14 protein-coding genes are annotated in these 17,280 nt (G+C 60.6%); 6 read left to right on the plus strand and 8 right to left on the minus strand.

Annotated features, from left to right (window positions below; genetic code table 11):
* Positions 1-254: 254 nt before the first annotated feature.
* The 3 genes from HUW52_RS02495 to HUW52_RS02505 form a co-directional block, all read right to left on the minus strand.
* The gene (locus HUW52_RS02495) at positions 255-2,603 is read right to left on the minus strand and encodes an FdhF/YdeP family oxidoreductase (RefSeq protein ID WP_175552888.1); all 2,349 of its coding nucleotides are present in this window, start codon (positions 2,601-2,603) and stop codon (positions 255-257) included.
* A complete protein-coding gene (fdhD, locus tag HUW52_RS02500; protein WP_016986403.1) occupies positions 2,600-3,439 on the minus strand; it encodes a formate dehydrogenase accessory sulfurtransferase FdhD in 840 nt (279 codons plus the stop codon). Before fdhD ends, HUW52_RS02495 begins: the two co-directional genes overlap by 4 nt.
* A 92-nt stretch (positions 3,440-3,531) precedes the next feature.
* On the minus strand, positions 3,532-4,419 hold the full coding sequence (locus HUW52_RS02505; protein WP_175552889.1) for a LysR family transcriptional regulator: 888 nt from the start codon (positions 4,417-4,419) through the stop codon (positions 3,532-3,534).
* Between the two features lie 136 nt (positions 4,420-4,555).
* Here HUW52_RS02505 and lysM point away from each other — a divergent pair, with 136 nt between their 5' ends.
* Positions 4,556-4,996 (plus strand): peptidoglycan-binding protein LysM, encoded by a 441-nt coding sequence (gene lysM / locus HUW52_RS02510; RefSeq protein ID WP_016986405.1) that lies wholly within the window; start codon positions 4,556-4,558, stop codon positions 4,994-4,996.
* A gap of 100 nt (positions 4,997-5,096) precedes the next feature.
* On the opposite strand, the gene yrfG is transcribed toward lysM, so the two are convergent.
* On the minus strand, positions 5,097-5,759 hold the full coding sequence (yrfG, locus tag HUW52_RS02515; RefSeq protein WP_016986406.1) for a GMP/IMP nucleotidase: 663 nt from the start codon (positions 5,757-5,759) through the stop codon (positions 5,097-5,099).
* Positions 5,760-5,848: 89 nt separating this feature from the next.
* Here yrfG and nudE point away from each other — a divergent pair, with 89 nt between their 5' ends.
* Entirely contained in the window at positions 5,849-6,415 is a 567-nt protein-coding gene (gene nudE, locus HUW52_RS02520; protein WP_016986407.1) for an ADP compounds hydrolase NudE, read from the plus strand.
* Positions 6,416-6,426: 11 nt separating this feature from the next.
* A complete protein-coding gene (gene cysQ / locus HUW52_RS02525) occupies positions 6,427-7,254 on the plus strand; it encodes a 3'(2'),5'-bisphosphate nucleotidase CysQ (RefSeq protein WP_175552890.1) in 828 nt (275 codons plus the stop codon).
* A 205-nt stretch (positions 7,255-7,459) separates the two neighbouring features.
* On the opposite strand, the gene HUW52_RS02530 is transcribed toward cysQ, so the two are convergent.
* Genes HUW52_RS02530 through rfbC form a run of 4 tightly spaced genes read right to left on the minus strand, consistent with a single transcriptional unit; the run spans position 7,460 to position 11,690 of the window.
* Positions 7,460-7,915: a YiiD C-terminal domain-containing protein gene (locus HUW52_RS02530; protein WP_175552891.1), complete on the minus strand. Its 456-nt coding sequence runs from the start codon at positions 7,913-7,915 to the stop codon at positions 7,460-7,462.
* Positions 7,912-9,297, minus strand: a complete 1,386-nt coding sequence (locus HUW52_RS02535; protein WP_175552892.1) for a sigma-54 dependent transcriptional regulator — start codon at positions 9,295-9,297, stop codon at positions 7,912-7,914. Before HUW52_RS02535 ends, HUW52_RS02530 begins: the two co-directional genes overlap by 4 nt.
* Positions 9,294-11,102, minus strand: a complete 1,809-nt coding sequence (locus HUW52_RS02540; protein ID WP_016986299.1) for an ATP-binding protein — start codon at positions 11,100-11,102, stop codon at positions 9,294-9,296. Before HUW52_RS02540 ends, HUW52_RS02535 begins: the two co-directional genes overlap by 4 nt.
* Positions 11,103-11,144: 42 nt before the next feature.
* The gene (rfbC, locus tag HUW52_RS02545; RefSeq protein ID WP_016986300.1) at positions 11,145-11,690 is read right to left on the minus strand and encodes a dTDP-4-dehydrorhamnose 3,5-epimerase; all 546 of its coding nucleotides are present in this window, start codon (positions 11,688-11,690) and stop codon (positions 11,145-11,147) included.
* A 166-nt stretch (positions 11,691-11,856) separates the two neighbouring features.
* On the opposite strand from rfbC, the gene HUW52_RS02550 reads away from it, so the two are divergent.
* The 3 genes from HUW52_RS02550 (at position 11,857) to aguA (ending at position 17,066) form a co-directional block, all read left to right on the plus strand.
* Complete coding sequence (locus HUW52_RS02550; protein WP_175552893.1) at positions 11,857-14,769, plus strand: aminotransferase; 2,913 nt, start codon at positions 11,857-11,859, stop codon at positions 14,767-14,769.
* Between the two features lie 306 nt (positions 14,770-15,075).
* The gene (gene aguB / locus HUW52_RS02555; RefSeq protein WP_007909107.1) at positions 15,076-15,954 is read left to right on the plus strand and encodes an N-carbamoylputrescine amidase; all 879 of its coding nucleotides are present in this window, start codon (positions 15,076-15,078) and stop codon (positions 15,952-15,954) included.
* A gap of 5 nt (positions 15,955-15,959) precedes the next feature.
* Positions 15,960-17,066: an agmatine deiminase gene (gene aguA, locus HUW52_RS02560; RefSeq protein ID WP_175552894.1), complete on the plus strand. Its 1,107-nt coding sequence runs from the start codon at positions 15,960-15,962 to the stop codon at positions 17,064-17,066.
* Positions 17,067-17,280: the final 214 nt, after the last annotated feature.

Consider the following 17,280-nt stretch of genomic DNA (forward strand, 5'->3'; position numbering starts at 1 on the left):
TAACACGACTTGTATACAATTTTGCAAGTTGCTGTTTTTTCACCGGAACTTAACCGTTTTTCGCCGGTCTTTAGCTACTTCGGACAGGCCGCTTTTGTGAAAAAGCGGCCTTTTTTGTGGGCGTTGGAAAAGCGTTCGAGCTTAGAAAGGTATTGTCTGAACCGACGCCTTCGCGAGCAAGCTCGCTCCCACATTTGAACTGCATTCCAATGTGGGAGCGAGCTTGCTCGCGAAGGGGTCAGTCAGTCACGGCATCAAGCAGACTTGGCCATGATCAACCCGGTCTCACTCGCCGCTTCCAGCCGAATCGCAATGAACTTCGACGTCGGCGTATGGCTGCCATCCCCGGTGCTTTCCAGCGGCACCAGCGGATTCACTTCCGGGTAATACGCCGCCGCTTGTCCCGCCGGAATATCAAACGCCAGCAGCGTGAAGCCCTTCACGCGACGCTCGCGACCATCGTCCCATATCGAAACAATGTCGGCCTTCTGCCCCGGACGGAAGCCCAGACGAATGATGTCTGCCTCGTTGGCAAACAACACATCACGCTGGCCCTTGACCCCGCGATAACGGTCGTCGAGACCATAAATCGTCGTGTTGTACTGATCGTGGGAGCGCATCGATTGCAGGATCAGGTCTGGCAGTTGCCCGGTGGCGCGGGTGCGCTCGTGCACCAGATCTTTCGGCAGCATGTTCGCGCGGAAGTTGGCCCGGCCCGACGGCGTATTCCACTTGCGCGCGCCAGCGCTGTTGCCGAGGTAGAAACCGCCCGGGTTTTTGATCTTCTCGTTGAATTCCTTGAAGTTGGGAATGGTGTCGGCGATCAGGTCGCGTATGCGCCCGTAATCGGCCACCAGCCAGTTCCAGTCCACCGGTTTGCTGCCCAGCGTGGCGGCAGCGATGCCGGCGATGATCGACGGCTCCGAACGCATCTGGTTCGACAGCGGCTGCAACTGACCGTTGGAAGCGTGAACCATGCTGAACGAGTCTTCCACGGTGACCGCTTGCGGGCCTTCGGTCTGGATGTCGATGTCGGTCCGACCGAGGCACGGCAGGATCAGTGCGTCTTTACCGTGAGCCAGGTGGCTGCGGTTGAGCTTGGTGCTGATCTGCACGGTCAGGTCGCAATTGCTCAGTGCGGCGAAGGTACGCGGGCTATCCGGCGTGGCTTGGGCGAAGTTGCCGCCCAGACCGATGAAGACCTTGGCGCGACCCTCAGCCATTGCGTGGATCGCTTCAACCACGTTGTGGCCGTTGTGGCGCGGCACCTTGAACTGGAAGCGTCGTTCCAGCGAATCGAGGAACGCCACCGGCGGACGCTCGTTGATGCCCATCGTGCGGTCGCCCTGCACGTTACTGTGGCCGCGCACCGGGCACAGGCCGGCGCCAAGTTTGCCGATGTTGCCGCGCAGCAGCATCAGGTTGGCGATTTCCTGAATGGTCGGCACCGAATGGCGATGCTGGGTGATGCCCATCGCCCAGCACATGATCACGTTCTTGCCCTTGGCGTACATGCGCGCAGCCTGCTCGATTTCTACGAGGGTCAGGCCGGATTGCTCGACGATCTGTTCCCACGGCGTGTCATCGACCACACCGAGATATTCCAGCACGTTGGCGCTGTGGGCGTTGAGGAAGTCATGGTCGAACACCGCAGGCGTGCCAGCTTTCTGTGCGTCTCGCTCCCATTGCAGAAGGAACTTGGCCATGCCGCGCAGCAACGCCATGTCGCCGCCGAGTGCCGGGCGGAAATACGCAGTGTTGGTCGGTTTGTCACCGTTGGTGAGCATTTCAATCGGGTGTTGCGGGTGCTGGAAACGTTCCAGGCCACGCTCTTTCAACGGGTTGATGCACACCACTTGCGCGCCGCGTTTCACCGCTTCACGCAGCGGTTCGAGCATACGCGGGTGGTTGGTGCCGGGGTTCTGGCCCCAGACAAAAATCGCGTCGGCGTGTTCGAAATCGTCGAAGGTCACGGTGCCTTTGCCGACGCCGACACTCTGCGCCAAGGCGACGCCGCTGGCCTCGTGGCACATGTTCGAGCAGTCAGGGAAGTTGTTGGTGCCATAAGCGCGCACGAACAGCTGATACAGGTACGCCGCCTCGTTGCTGGCGCGACCCGAGGTGTAGAACTCGGCCAGATCCGGGCTCGGCAGACTTTGCAGGTGCTTGGCGATCAGCGTGTAGGCGTCGTCCCAGCTGATCGGCTTGTAGCGATCGGTTTCGGCGTCGTAGACCATTGGCTCGGTCAGGCGGCCCTGGTACTCGAGCCAGTAATCACTCTGCTCCAGCAGCGAAGTGACGCTGTGTTTAGCGAAGAACTTGGCGTCCACACGACGCTTGGTCGCTTCCCAGTTCACCGCTTTCGCGCCGTTCTCGCAGAACTTGACCATGCCGCTTTCCGGCGAATCACCCCAGGCGCAACCCGGGCAGTCGAAGCCACCGTTCTGGTTGGTCTTGAGCATCATGCGCAGGTTTTTCAGCGCGTTGTCGCTGGTCAACCAGGCCTGGGCCACACTGATCAGGGCACCCCAGCCGCCGGCGGCGCCTTTGTAAGGCTTGTAGCGCGGGACAGGTTTCTGGTCGGCTTGATGATGTTGGCTCACGCTTGATTCTCCATCGCAGGGCTATACACCCGCGGCGCACTTTTCTGCGGCAGGTGGATGAGATTGAGGTTGTGTCGACGGGCCCACTGCACGGCAAGGCCCGTGGGTGCGGACAGGCTGACCAGGGTCTGGATGCCGGCGCGCAAGACTTTCTGGATCAATTCGAGGCTGCAACGGCTGGTGACAATTGCCAGTCCGCCTTCTGTGGATATCTTTTGCCGGATCAGTCCGCCGATCAGTTTGTCGAGGGCGTTGTGCCGGCCAATGTCTTCGCGACCGAGCAGCAATTCACCGCTGGCGTTCATGAACACCGCCGCATGCACCGCGCCGCAAAACTGACCCAACGGCTGGAATGCACCGATGCGCTGGCGCAGACCATCGAGCCACTCAATCGGCGGCAATGGCGCACCGGGCAACACCTTCAGATCGGGTAGTGCTTGCTCGACCGCTTCAACGCCGCACAATCCGCAACCGCTGGTGCCAGCCATTTGCCGGCGCTGCTGCTTGAGGTTCCAGAACGCACGGTTGGCAATGGTCACTTGCGCGTATTGCGCGGAGCCGGCACCGGTCAGTTGCAGGTCATAAATGTCGGTCGCGTCCTCGATGATGCCGCTGCCGAGGCTGAAGCCGACGATGAAGTCTTCCAGGTCGGTCGGTGTCACCAGCATCACTGCCTGACTGATGCCGTTATAGGCGATCGCCAACGCGACTTCCTCGGCCAGCGCAGTGCTGGCCGATTCTTCGCGGGGTAAATCGCTGTAACTGTAGGTCTGGCTGGCGGCAGGCGCGGGCGTTTCAAGTGCAGGCGCCGCGCAGGCTGGGCGCTTGGCGTTCATGGCATCACCGACGGTTTGATCAACGTTAAGACTAGGCGCGGCAAGTTGTCGCGTCTAATCGCTAGTGTCGATCTATCGATAGATGCCGTCGATCAAGAAGCCGTTGGCGATTTCTGATACAGCGCGAAACAGGCCTCGGCCAGCGCTGAACGCGGGGCGCCACGGCGCATGATCAAGCCAAGCGGGGCGAGGGTCCGGGCGTTTTCGATGGGTTGCAGGCGCAGGTGATCGGTGAGTTTTTCCAGCCCGCCGTCCAGCGGCATGATCGCGCAGCAAAAACCGCCGTGCACGGCTTGTAACAATTGATGGACGGCGTCGGTTTGCAGCAACGGTTGCGGGGTCAGACCACGGCTGTGGAAGTTGTGGTCGATGGACTGACGGAAATGCATGCCGCTGGTGAGCATGCCCAGCGGCAGTTCGATCAGCGATTGCCAGCTCAAGGGTGCGTCGCCGAAGGTGAAGGTGCGCTGGTCGTAGAGCAGGCCCATGCGGGTTTCGCTGAAGGCCAGGGATTCGAAGCGTTCGTTATCCAGACGATCAAGATAGGACACACCGAGGTCGATGCGGTTGTTCGCCAGATGTTCGAGGATCTGCTCGGAACTCAGCGCCGACATTTCAAATCGCAGGTTCGGGTGTGCAGTGTGCAGGCTTTGCATCAACGGCAGCGGATCGAAACTCGACAGTGGAACCACCCCTAGGCGCAACGTACCGATGAGGTTGCCACGACAGGCCGCCGCCTCCGCGTGCAAGCCGTCATAAGCCGCCATCACCAAACGTGCCCACGCCAGCACCCGCTCGCCCGGTGCGGTGAAGCCTTCGAAGCGCTGGCCACGGTTGACCAGCGGCAGGTCGAGTTCTTCTTCGAGGCTGCGCAGGCGCATCGACAGGGTTGGCTGGGTGATGTGGCAACGCGCGGCGGCCTGGCCGAAGTGGCGGGTTTCGTCGAGGGCGATGAGGAATTTCAGCTGCTTGATGTCCATCTTCGCTCCGGGCGCTGGCAGGGGTTGGCGATTCTACCGCTTGCGCGGTGGCAGGGTCATTGGTCGGCTTGGAACCGGGTTTGTCTGTCGTGGTCTAGGCTTGGACGTCTGGAACCCAAATCAAGGAGTGTGCGCTATGAGTCTTTTGAGCTTTGTGAAAGAAGCCGGTGAGAAGCTGATCGATCTGCTGACCCCGGGCAACGCCAATGCCAGTGAGCAGTTGAAGGAACACATCAGCAAGGTCGGTCTGGGCAATCCGAATGTGCAGGCGACGGTGGATGGCGACAAAGTGACCGTCACCGGTGAAGTTGCGAGTCAGGAAGAGAAAGAGAAGATTTTGCTGGCGGTGGGCAATATTGCTGGGGTTGGCAGCGTTGATGATCAGATTACGGTGAGTGGCCCGGTTGTCACTGCCGCACAATTTGTCGTGGTCAAGTCGGGTGACACCCTCAGCGCGATTTCTCTGCGTGTGTACGGGGATGCCAACAAGTATCAGAAAATTTTCGATGCCAACAAACCGATGCTCAAGGATGTGAACAAAATCTATCCGGGGCAGACACTGCGTATTCCTGAGTAACACAAAACACCTGTAGGAGCTGCCGCAGGCTGCGATCTTTTGATTTTGATTTTTCCAAACAAGATCAAAAGATCGCAGCCTTCGGCAGCTCCTACAAAGATCAAAGTCCTGCAATCAAATCCCGATAATCCTCAACCGCCGCAAACTCTGCCGTGTCCTTCGGCCCCTTGCGACTGTCCGGCTCTTTCACCGCCAACAAATGCGCCACACCAAAATCCCGCGCACTGCGCAGAATCGGCAAGGTATCGTCGATAAACAGGCTACGCGCCGGATCAAAACCTATATCTGCCTGCAAGGCATCCCAGAACTGCGGGTTCTCTTTGGGGAAACCGTAATCATGCGAGCTGATCAGCCGCTCGAAATATGGCGCCAGCTCAATCCGTTCCAGCTTCAGCGACAGTGAGTCGCGGTGCGCGTTGGTGATCATGATCACCCGTTTGCCGGCGCGTTTGATCGCCGCCAGAAAGGTATCGGCATCCGGGCGCAGGGCGATCAGGTGCGCAGTTTCGAGCTTCAAATCACGCACCGATAACTTCAGTTCGGCACTCCAGAAATCCAGGCAATACCACTGCAACTGGCCGGCATGGCGTTCGAACAGCGGCTGCAATTCCATCTCGGCCATGGCCCGGCTGACCCCGTGCAGTTCGGCGTAGCGCTGGGGCAGATGTTCCAGCCAGAAGTGATTGTCGAAGTGCAGATCCAGCAACGTGCCGTCCATGTCGAGCAGAACGGTATCGATGTCGGACCACGGTAATGAAGGCATGGCAACGTCTCGAAACGGTAGAAAGATATCCGACATAAACAATCGGGAAAGCCGCGTTATAGTAGCGCGTTCACGCCAAGGAGCTTTGCATGCGCCAGAAACCCACCGTACTTGCCCGCGAGATCGTCGCCACCAGTCGTCTGTTTTGCGTCGAAGAACTCAAGCTGCGCTTTTCCAACGGCGTGGAACGCACTTATGAGCGTCTGGTTGGCAAAGGTGCGGGCTACGGCGCGGTGATGATTGTGGCGATGCTGGATGCCGAACACGCGGTGTTGGTCGAAGAATATTGCGGCGGTGTTGACGAATATGAACTGTCCTTGCCTAAAGGTTTGATCGAACCGGGCGAAGATGTATTGGCGGCTGCAGAGCGTGAGCTCAAGGAGGAGGCCGGTTTTGGTGCGCGGCAACTTGAACATCTGACCGAGCTGTCGTTGTCTCCCGGTTACATGAGCCAGAAGATTCAGGTTGTCCTGGCCACCGATTTGTACGAGGAGCGTCTGGAAGGCGATGAGCCTGAACCGATGCGCGTCGATAAGGTGAACCTGCGCGAATTGTCGTCGCTGGCGCTCAATCCTCAATTTTCCGAAGGACGCGCGCTGGCGGCACTTTATTTGGCCCGCGATCTGCTGACCCAACGAGGGTTCTTTGTGTCATGAGTGAGATGTCGATGAAATTTCCCCACCCGCTGATGGCGCCCGTGGTTGAGCTGGCATTGCAGGCCGGCGAGGCGATTTTGCCGTTCTGGCGCGCTGGCGTTGAAGTGACGGCCAAATCCGATGATTCGCCGGTGACGGCGGCAGATCTGGCCGCGCACCACCTGATTCTCGCCGGGCTGACGGCGCTGGATCCGAGCATTCCGGTGTTGTCGGAAGAAGACGCCAACATCGCGCAGAGCGTGCGCGCAGGCTGGCAGCGCTGGTGGCTGGTGGATCCGCTGGATGGCACCAAGGAGTTCATCAGCGGCAGCGAAGAGTTCACTGTGAATATTGCGCTGATCGAAAACGGTCGCGTGGTGTTTGGCGTGGTGTCGATGCCGACCAATGGTCGTTATTACGTCGGAGGTGCCGGGCTTGGTGCCTGGCGCTGCGACGAGGACGGCACGCCGGTTGCGATTCAGGTGCGTGATGTGCCGGGGCCGGGCGAGGCGTTTACCGTGGTCGCCAGCCGTCGTCATTCGAGTCCCGAGCAGGAGCGCTTGCTGGCGGGATTGAGTGCGAGCCTGGGCGAGTTGCAATTGGCGAATATTGGCAGCTCGCTGAAATTTTGCCTGGTGGCGGAAGGCGCGGCGGATTGCTATCCGCGACTGGCGCCGACTTCGCAGTGGGACACGGCGGCGGCGCAGGGCGTGCTGGAAGGTGCGGGCGGTGAGGTGTTGGATCTGCGCGGAGAAGCGTTCTGTTATCCGGCGCGGGAATCGCTGCGCAATGAGTTCTTTTTGGCGCTGCCGGCGAAGGCGGCGTGGCGGGAGAGGTTATTGGAGTTGGCCCGGGGTTAAGGGGGCTGACCGGCCATCGCCCTCACCCCAGCCCTCTCCCCCAGGAGAGGGAGCCGACCGCAGGATATTTGAGAGCAACGCCGACCTGGTCGAACTTTGCTGAATCCATAATCGCTGCGATCTTACAGGTCGATGTATAACGCAAGACACCTCGGTCAGTCCCCTCTCCCTCGGGGAGAGGGTTAGGGTGAGGGGCTTTTGATCTTCAGCGGTGCAAAACGTACTGCCCGGTAAAAGTCACCGCATCCTCAACACTGCCCGCGTTGACGATGCGCGTATTCAACGTCAACCGCGCCCGCCCATAACGCCGATACATCGCCAGAAACTTCTTCCACACCGCTGAATCCGGCGCCGGGCAAATCGCCACGGCATCTCCAGTGACCGGCAGCGGATAACTGATCTGCCCTTCCTGAATCACAATGTGCCCGTCGGCGATGCCTTCTTCCTTCAAACGCAAATGCAACCAGCCCCAACCGGCCAGCACCGCGCCGCAGTAAAGGCTGCCGCCGAACATGGTGCTTTTGTGATTGACGTTCGGCTCGAGTGGCAAATGCAGACTCAACTGCTGTTCATGCCAGTCGAGCACTTTGAGGCCCATGTCCCGTGTCAGCGGGATGTCGTGATGCAGGACCGACTCCAGATAGCGAGTGTCTGTGCTCATTCGTTCTCGTCCCCATGGCTGCTGTCGCCGAAGTTGAGGCCATGCTTGCGCAACTTGTCATGCAGAGTCTTGCGCGGAATACCCAAGGCTTCGGCGAGGCTGCGCACCGAACTGTGGGAGCGCGCCAGTTCGGCCGCGATCAATGACTTCTCGAAGTTTTCTACTTGCTCGCTGAGCCCGCCATTGATGACCTCGACCATGGTGCTGCCATTGCCTTCGGCGCCAGCGTTATCCAGCGCCAGTTCCAGGCCGAGGGCGAATCGTTCGGCGGCATTCTGCAGTTCGCGCACGTTGCCCGGCCAAGTGTGGCGCAGCAGCAAGGCGCGCTGTGACGGTTGCAGTTCGTGGGGTGGCAGACCGTGGCGGGCGCTGGCTTCATCGGCGTAATGCTGGAACAGCACCAGCGCATCTTCACCACGTTCGCGCAGCGGCGGAATGCGCAGTGGCGCAACGTTGAGGCGGTAGTACAAGTCGGCGCGGAAGCGGCCCTGATCGGCAGCCTGACGCAGGTCTTCCTTGGTCGCGGCGATCACGCGGATGTCCAGCGGGATCAGTTGATTGCCGCCCAAGCGTTCGACGACGCGTTCCTGCAACATGCGCAGCAGTTTCACCTGTACATCCATGCTCATGCTCTCGATTTCATCGAGGAACAGCGTGCCGCCATTGGCGAATTCGAATTTGCCGATCCGGCGTTTTTGCGCACCGGTGAACGCGCCGGGTTCGTGGCCGAACAGTTCGCTTTCCACCACGGATTCGGCCAGTGCACCGGCATTGATCGCCACGAACGGGCCGCTACGGCGGCTCGATAGGTCGTGCAGCGCTCGGGCTACGACTTCTTTGCCAGCGCCGGTTTCGCCGAGGATCAGCACATCAGCCTTGGTCGCTGCCAGCGCACCGATCTGTTCACGCAGGCGCAGCATCGGTGTCGAATGGCCGACCAGCCGCGCACTCAATTCATTGCGGTCGCTGAGGGCCAGGCGCAGGCTGCGGTTGTCCAATACCAAGCGGCGCAGGGCGAGGGCGCGACGTACGCTGTCGAGCAGTGCGTCGCTGGCGAAAGGCTTTTCAAGAAAGTCATAAGCACCGGCACGCATCGCTTGCACCGCCAGCGGCACATCGCCGTGGCCGGTGATCAGCAGCACGGGTAACTCCGGATCCTGCGCGTGCAATTCGCTGAGCAATTCCAGTCCGTCCATGCCCGGCATGCGGATGTCGCTGACCACCACGCCGGGCCAGTCACGCTCAAGCTGCGCCGCCAGCCCCTTGGCTTCGGACAGTGGCAGAATTTTCAGACCGGCCAGATCCAGGGTCTGGCCGAGGGCCTGACGCAGGTGCGGATCGTCGTCGATCAACACCACCTGAATGCGATTGTCGATGGTCATGCACTTCGATCCTCGGACGGTTGCAGGCTGACCCCGGGCGCACCGGCGCGCAGTCGCAGGGTAATCAAGGCGCCACCTTGCTTGTGGTTGGCAAACGACAGTTCACCGCCGAAGGCGCGCATCAGGGTTTCACAGATTGCCAGCCCCAGGCCGAGGCCCTGAGTGCGGGTCTTGGTGGTGTAAAAGGGCTCGCTGGCGCGGCCGAGGGCTTCCATGCAAAAGCCCGGGCCGTTGTCGCGAATGTACAGATTGACGCCCTCGGCGGTGGATTCGGCACTCAGCCACAGTTTGCGCGGCGGGCCTTTCTCGGTGAGGGCGTCGAGGGCGTTGGCGAGCAGGTTGCCGAGTACTTGGCGCAGGCGGGTCTCCCCGGCCTCGACCCACAGCGTGGCGGCCGGCAGATCGCGGATCAGCTCGACTTCCATACTGCGACGCCGTTTGGCTAGCAGCGCCAAGGCATCGTCGAGCGCCGGTTGCAGGGCAACACTTTCCGGCGCGTGGCGGTCACGGCGGGCGAAGGCGCGCAGGTGGGCAATGATCGAGGCCATGCGCCCGGTCAGTTCGCTGATCAGTTTGAGGTTGCCGCGTGCGTCGTCGGTGCGCTGATGGTCGAGCAGCACCTCGGCGTTTTCCGCGTAGCTGCGGATCGCCGCCAGCGGCTGATTGAGTTCGTGGCTGATGCTCGCTGACATGGTCCCCAGCGCCGACAACTTACCGGCCTGGACCAGATCGTCCTGGGCGCGCACCAGTTCCTGCTGGGCTTGCTCACGCTCCAGAACTTCCTCCTTCAGGCGCCGGTTGAGGCCTTCGAGGTCGCTGGTGCGTTCCGCCACGCGACCTTCCAGTTCACGGCGTGCCTTGGCTTCGAACGCAATGCGTTCGAGATAGTGGCGGCGGCGCTGCATCATCAGACCGAGCAACAGCATCACCACCAGCAGTGTGGCGCCGCCGATCGCAACCACGGTGCGCACCGGACGGTCGATCAGCGTGCGCGGCGCGAGGATACTTACACTCCAGCCGGTTTCGGCGATGTCGTGGGTCTGGATCAGCCACGCGCTGGGGCTGAGGTTCAATGGACGCGGCTCGCGGGTCGGGTAGGGCTGTATGGCGGTGATCGCTGAGCGTTCGCCTTCGCTCAAGTTACGGGTCGAGCGAAAGCGCCATTCCGGTCGCGAGGTAAGGATGACCACGCCGTTGTGGTCGGTGACCAACAGTTGTTCCGGGGTTTTGCCCCACAGACTTTCGGTGTGGTCGAGATCGACCTTGATCACCAGCACGCCGATGATTTTTTCGCCGTTACGCACGGCGGCGGCGAAGAAATAACCGCGCTTGGCCGACGTGGTGCCGAGGCCGAAGAAGCGCCCGAGACGTCCGGCCATGGCTTCGCTGAAGTACGGGCGGAACGAGAAGTTGCGGCCGACAAAGCTGTCGTGCTTGTCCCAGTTCGACGCCGCCAGCGTCTGGCCGCTGGTGTCCATCAGGTACATGACTTCGGCACCGGTCTGCGCGGCGATGTTCTTCAGCAGGCGATTGGCATTGCCTTGGGTGACGCCGTCGTCCGGTGCGCCGAGTACCGCACGCAGCGCCGGCAGGTCGCCAAGGATTTGCGGCAGCACTTCATAGCGGTGCAGGGTGCCCAGCAGGTTGGCGACGTACAGGTCGAGGGTCTGGCGGTTCTGTCCGGCCAGTTCGCTGCGGTAATAGCGCTCGGCGAGATGCTCCAGCGGCCACAGCAGCGGCGCCAGACACAGGGCCAACAGGGCGAGGCTACGCCAGCGGGGTCTGCGGGGGAGGGTTGGTTTCATGAGCCAAATGCGCCTGTAGGGACAGACGCATTATGCCCGGCCTCAGGCGAAGACGTCAGCGTCCTTGAGCAGCGCTGCGGCTTGATCCTTGGCGGACAGCTTCGGGGCTTCGTCCAGCTGCCAGTCGATGCCCAGAGCGGGGTCATCCCAGCGAATGCTGCGCTCGGACGATGGATCGTAGTAGTCGGTGGTCTTGTAGAGGAATTCGGCGAACTCGCTCAGCACCACGAAACCATGGGCGAAACCTTCCGGCACCCACAGTTGACGATGATTTTCGGCCGACAGACGCACCGCTACGGATTTGCCGAAATGCGGCGAGCTGCGGCGAATGTCCACGGCCACGTCCAGCACTTCACCGACGGTCACACGGACCAGTTTGCCCTGGGTGTTTTGCAGTTGGTAATGCAGGCCACGCAACACGCCTTTTTGCGAGCGCGAGTGGTTGTCCTGAACGAATTGCGTGTCCAGACCGGTGGCATCCTGGAACGCCTTGGCGTTGAAACTCTCGTAGAAAAAACCGCGCTCGTCACCAAACACCTTCGGTTCGATGATCAGGACACCGGGCAGGTCGGTGGTGATTACATTCATGGGGATTTCCATAGGCAGGTGTGAATGGCCGACATTCTTGCGCAAAGTGCCGAAGGGTGCGAGTGCTGGAAGACAAATAGCCCGGATGCCTTTACGCGGTTGGGGGTTGCGGATACAGCGCAGCAATGGCGATATAGACACCTAATAAAATTTCAGGGGTCGTTTCATGCCGCTCGCCACGTTGATTCATCGCGCCAGTTTGCCCAGCCCGCAGGTATCTGCCGAGCAGGCCCGGCAATGGCTGGCGGAACACTACGGACTCAGCGGCACGTTGCAGCCCCTTGGCAGCCAGCAGGATCTGAATTTTCGCGTCGACAGCCCACGCGGGCGGTTCGTGCTGAAAATCTGTCGAGGCGATTACGCCTTGGTGGAGCTGCAAGCCCAGCATGCGGGCCTCAAGTATCTGGCCGAGCACTCGGCGGTGACGGTGCCGCGGGTGATCGCGGCCAATAACGGCGAAGATCTGTTGTCACTGGCGGTCGGCAGCGAAGCCGTCCATGTGCGGCTGCTGGATTACATTGAGGGTCAGCCGCTTACGCATCTCGATCACTTGGGGCGCGACGTGGTGGCGGGGTTTGGCCGGCTCTGCGGCGAGATGGATCTGGCGCTGGCCGGGTTCGACCATCCGGGCCTTGAGCGCACGTTGCAGTGGGATGCCCGCCACGCCAGTGCACTGATCAGCCATCTGCTGCCAGTGATCAAGGATGAGCAGCAACGCGCAGTGATTGCCGATGCGGCCGAACAGGCCGAGCACCGTTTGCAGCCGTTGCAGGGCAAGCTGCCGGTGCAGGCGATTCACATGGACATCACCGATGACAACGCCGTCTGGGCGCGCGATGCCCAGCGGCACTGGCAGTTGCAGGGGGTGATCGACTTTGGCGATCTGGTGCGCACCTGGCGCATCACTGATCTGTCGGTGACTTGTGCGGCATTGTTGCATCACGCCGGTGGTGATCCGTTTGTCATTCTGCCGGCAGTGCAGGCTTACCACGCGGTCAACCCGCTGCAACACGAAGAGCTGCAAGCGCTGTGGCCATTGATTGTCGCGCGCGCGGCGGTGCTGGTGCTCAGTGGCGAACAACAGGTCAGCATCGATCCTGCGAATACTTACAGCCGCGACAACCTCAGCCATGAGTGGGAAATTTTTCGGGTGGCAACTTCGGTGCCCTTGGCGCTGATGGAAGCAGCGATCCTCACGGCGGTCGGCCACGCCTTGCCGGCGATCGACAGCGCAGGTTTTGCGCCCTTGCTGCCCGGTCTGGTCGGGCGTGAATTTGCCCTGATCGATCTCGGTGTCCTGAGTCCGCATTTCGAGGCCGGCAACTGGGAGCAGGCAGGTATCGATCAACACCTGTTGAACGAAGCGGCGGCGGCCCACGGTTTGGCGGCGAGCCGTTATGGTCAGTACCGTTTGTCGCGCACTCGTCCCGACAGTGCCGTTGAACCGGACACCTTCCCGCTGCACGTGGAATTGCGCGTGCCCGATAGTACCGCTGTGGAGGCGCCTTTTGCTGGCGTCGTGCATCAGGCAGCTGACAGTGTGCTGCAACTGGATGGCCCGCAACTCAGCGTGCGGCTGTGGGGCGTGACACCTTCGCTGCACAGCGGCGCGGCGCTGGTCAAAGGTCAGGTGTTCGGAGCGGTGAGCGGCCCGTTACGGGTGCAGTTGTGCCGTGGCGCGCAGCTTGATGCACCGTTGTTTTGCACCCCGGCGCATGCACCGGCATGGCAGGCGCTGTGTCCTTCGCCGGCCGCATTGTTGGGTCTGGCCTGCGATGCCGAGCCGGAGCTGGACGCGAAAACCCTGCTCGAGCGCCGCGATGCCAGTTTCGCCCGAACCCAGAAACACTACTACGTCGATCCGCCGCGCATCGAACGTGGCTGGCGCAATCATCTGATCGATATGCAGGGCCGTTCCTATCTGGACATGCTCAACAACGTGGCGGTGCTCGGTCATGGTCACCCGCGCATGGCCGCTGTCGCCGCCCGTCAATGGTCGCTACTGAACACCAATTCGCGCTTCAATTATGCGGCGGTCGCCGAATTCTCCGAGCGTTTGCTGAAGCTGGCGCCAGAGGGTATGGATCGGGTATTTCTGGTCAACAGCGGCAGCGAGGCCAATGACCTGGCGATTCGTCTGGCGTGGGCCTACAGCGGCGGGCGCGACATGATCAGCGTGCTTGAGGCCTATCACGGCTGGACGGTCGGTGCCGATGCGGTATCGACTTCAATCGCCGACAACCCGAAAGCGTTGGAAAGCCGCCCGGACTGGGTGCATCCGGTACCTGCGCCAAACACTTATCGCGGGGAGTTCCGCGGTCTCGACTCGGCGCCGGATTACGTGCGCAGCGTTGAGCATCACCTGGCAAAACTTGCCGAACAGAAGCGCCAACTGGCCGGGTTTATCTGCGAGCCGGTGTATGGCAACGCCGGCGGTATCTCGCTGCCGCCGGGATATCTCCAGCAGGTATACGCGCTGGTGCGCGCGCAGGGCGGTGTGTGCATCGCCGACGAAGTGCAGGTCGGTTACGGGCGCATGGGGCACTTCTTCTGGGGCTTTGAAGAGCAGGGCGTGGTGCCGGACATCATTTGCATGGCCAAGGGCATGGGCAACGGTCAACCGCTGGGTGCGGTCATCACGCGACGGGAAATTGCCGAGGCGCTGGAGGCCGAGGGCTATTTCTTCTCGTCGGCGGGCGGCAGTCCGGTCAGTTGCCAGATCGGCATGGCGGTGCTCGATGTCATGGAAGAAGAAAAACTCTGGGAGAACGCGCAACTGGTCGGTGGCCACTTCAAGGCGCGGCTTGAAGCGTTGATCGATAAACATCCGCTGGTGGGTGCGGTGCACGGTTCCGGGTTCTATCTGGGGCTTGAGCTGATTCGTAATCGCGAGACGCTGGAGCCGGCGACCGAGGAGACCGCGCTGCTGTGCGATCGCTTGCGTGAATTGGGGATTTTCATGCAGCCGACCGGTGATGATCTGAACATTCTCAAGATCAAACCGCCGATGGTGACGTCGCGCCAGAGTGTGGATTTCTTCGTCGAGATGCTCGACCGAGTCCTCAGCGAGGGTCTGTAAAACGAAGCCAATCCCCTGTGGGAGCGAGCTTGCTCGCGAAAGCGGTGTGTCAGTCACCCTGGGCAGTTACTGATACACCGCATTCGCGAGCAAGCTCGCTCCCACATTTTGTCTTGAGTTGGTAATTCGATTTGTATCGGCTTTTATTGAATTTATTTAGACGAAAGGCATTTAATCAGCTTCTAAAGCCGATATTTATCGGCTATAAAGTCGCCATTGCTCCGGCATGGTGATCTCATGTCCGGTGCGCGCGTTTTTCCTTCGGTCGAATTGTCGACCGTCAAGGCACTTGCCCGGAGATGATTCATGAGTCGTATCGTTACCGTTGCCGCCACTCAGATGGCCTGTTCGTGGGATCTGCAAGCCAACCTCGAAATCGCTGAAAGACTGGTGCGCGAAGCCGCCGCCAAAGGCGCACAGATCATCCTGATTCAGGAGCTGTTCGAGGCGCCGTACTTCTGCCAGAAGCCAAACCCGGATTACCTGCAACTGGCGACGACGGTGGAAGAAAACGTCGCGATCAAACATTTCCAGAAAATCGCCAAAGAGCTGCAAGTGGTACTGCCGATCAGCTTCTACGAACTGGCCGGCCGCGCGCGTTTCAACAGCATCGCGATCATCGATGCTGACGGCAGCAACCTCGGGATTTATCGTAAAAGCCACATCCCGGATGGCCCGGGCTACCACGAGAAGTATTACTTCAACCCGGGCGACACCGGTTTCAAAGTGTGGAACACCCGCTACGCAAAAATCGGCGTGGGCATTTGCTGGGATCAGTGGTTCCCGGAAGCCGCACGCAGCATGGCGTTGCAAGGCGCGGAAATTCTGTTTTACCCAACCGCTATCGGCAGCGAGCCGCACGACAAGACCATCTCCTCGCGCGACCACTGGCAGCGCGTACAACAGGGCCACGCCGGCGCCAACCTGATGCCGCTGATTGCCAGCAACCGCATCGGCAACGAAGAACAGGACGGCTACGACATTACGTTCTACGGCTCGTCGTTCATCGCCAACCAGTTCGGCGAAAAAGTGCAGGAGCTGAATAAAACCGAAGAAGGTATTCTTGTGCACACTTTCAACCTCGACGAGCTCGAACACATTCGTAGCGCGTGGGGTTCATTCCGTGACCGCCGTCCGAACCTGTACGGTGCGTTGAAAACCCTCGACGGTTCCCTGGAGTCCTGATCCCGATGACCACTTTGAAAAGTACCCCGCGCGCCGACGGCTTTCACATGCCGGCCGAGTGGGCGCCACAGACGCAAACCTGGATGATCTGGCCCGAGCGCCCGGACAACTGGCGTCTGGGCGGCAAACCGGCGCAAGCCGCTCATGCGGCAGTGGCCAAGGCTATCGCGCGTTTTGAACCGGTAACCGTGGCCGTGTCCGCCGGCCAGTACGAAAACGCCCGCGCACGCCTCGACTTGCCGAATATCCGCGTGGTCGAGATGTCCAGCGATGACGCCTGGGTACGCGACAGTGGCCCGACCTTCGTCATCAACAACAGCGGCGAAGTCCGCGGTGTGAACTGGGACTTCAACGCCTGGGGCGGCTTCGACGGCGGCCTGTACTCGCCGTGGAATCGCGACTCGCAGGTCGGCGGCAAGATCCTCGAAATCGAACGCAGCCCGCGTTATCGCACTGAAGGTTTTGTGCTCGAAGGCGGTTCGATTCACGTCGACGGCGAAGGCACGCTGATCACCACTGAAGAGTGCCTGCTCAACCGCAACCGCAATCCACATCTGGGCCGCGAAGAGATTGAAGCGGTACTCAGCGCCAATCTGTCTGTGGATAAAATCATCTGGCTGCCGGACGGTCTGTTCAACGACGAAACCGACGGCCATGTGGATAACTTCTGCTGCTACGTGCGTCCGGGCGAAGTGCTGCTGGCGTGGACCGACGACCCGCAGGATCCGAACTACCCGCGCTGCCAGGCCGCGATGAAAGTCCTGCAAAGCAGCACCGACGCCAAAGGTCGCCCGTTCACGGTGCACAAAATGCCGATTCCGGGACCGCTGTACGCGACCGAAGAAGAGTGCGCCGGTGTCGATCCGGTGGACGGCACGCAGGAGCGCAATCCGTCCGTGCGCCTGGCTGGTTCCTACGTGAACTTCCTGATCGTCAACGGCGGCATCATCGCGCCGAGCTTCGACGATCCGATGGACGCCCCGGCAAAAGAGATTCTGCAGAAGCTGTTCCCGCAGCACGAAGTGGTGATGGTGCCGGGCCGTGAACTGTTACTGGGTGGCGGTAATATCCACTGCCTTACCCAACAGCAACCCGCGCCGCACAAAGAGTGAGTTGAGTCGTAACAGCTTGAGTTGATTAACAAATCGGCCGAGCAATGATTAGCTCGCTATGCATGCACAGAAGCCCGCAGCCCGGTTGGACTGCGGGCTTCTTTGTATCCGCTTGTCGACAACAGCGAAACATTGGCATAGCTCTTGTATTCATCACCCGTGCACTAGGGAGGGGGGAGAACTTCAACAGTTCTGTCATAAACCTTGGATAACG

This window comes from Pseudomonas sp. 43A, from assembly GCF_013363935.1.
GTDB classification, from domain to species: domain Bacteria; phylum Pseudomonadota; class Gammaproteobacteria; order Pseudomonadales; family Pseudomonadaceae; genus Aquipseudomonas; species Aquipseudomonas crudilactis.

Bases quoted from the DNA above. Each gene is read 5' to 3' on its own strand.
- fdhD (WP_016986403.1), bottom strand. From the start codon at position 3,439: ATGAACGCCAAGCGCCCAGCCTGCGCGGCGCCTGCACTTGAAACGCCC.
- HUW52_RS02505 (WP_175552889.1), bottom strand. From the start codon at position 4,419: ATGGACATCAAGCAGCTGAAATTCCTCATCGCCCTCGACGAAACCCGC.
- lysM (WP_016986405.1), top strand. From the start codon at position 4,556: ATGAGTCTTTTGAGCTTTGTGAAAGAAGCCGGTGAGAAGCTGATCGAT.
- yrfG (WP_016986406.1), bottom strand. From the start codon at position 5,759: ATGCCTTCATTACCGTGGTCCGACATCGATACCGTTCTGCTCGACATG.
- nudE (WP_016986407.1), top strand. From the start codon at position 5,849: ATGCGCCAGAAACCCACCGTACTTGCCCGCGAGATCGTCGCCACCAGT.
- cysQ (WP_175552890.1), top strand. From the start codon at position 6,427: ATGAAATTTCCCCACCCGCTGATGGCGCCCGTGGTTGAGCTGGCATTG.
- HUW52_RS02530 (WP_175552891.1), bottom strand. From the start codon at position 7,915: ATGAGCACAGACACTCGCTATCTGGAGTCGGTCCTGCATCACGACATC.
- HUW52_RS02535 (WP_175552892.1), bottom strand. From the start codon at position 9,297: ATGACCATCGACAATCGCATTCAGGTGGTGTTGATCGACGACGATCCG.
- HUW52_RS02540 (WP_016986299.1), bottom strand. From the start codon at position 11,102: ATGAAACCAACCCTCCCCCGCAGACCCCGCTGGCGTAGCCTCGCCCTG.
- rfbC (WP_016986300.1), bottom strand. From the start codon at position 11,690: ATGAATGTAATCACCACCGACCTGCCCGGTGTCCTGATCATCGAACCG.
- HUW52_RS02550 (WP_175552893.1), top strand. From the start codon at position 11,857: ATGCCGCTCGCCACGTTGATTCATCGCGCCAGTTTGCCCAGCCCGCAG.
- aguB (WP_007909107.1), top strand. From the start codon at position 15,076: ATGAGTCGTATCGTTACCGTTGCCGCCACTCAGATGGCCTGTTCGTGG.
- aguA (WP_175552894.1), top strand. From the start codon at position 15,960: ATGACCACTTTGAAAAGTACCCCGCGCGCCGACGGCTTTCACATGCCG.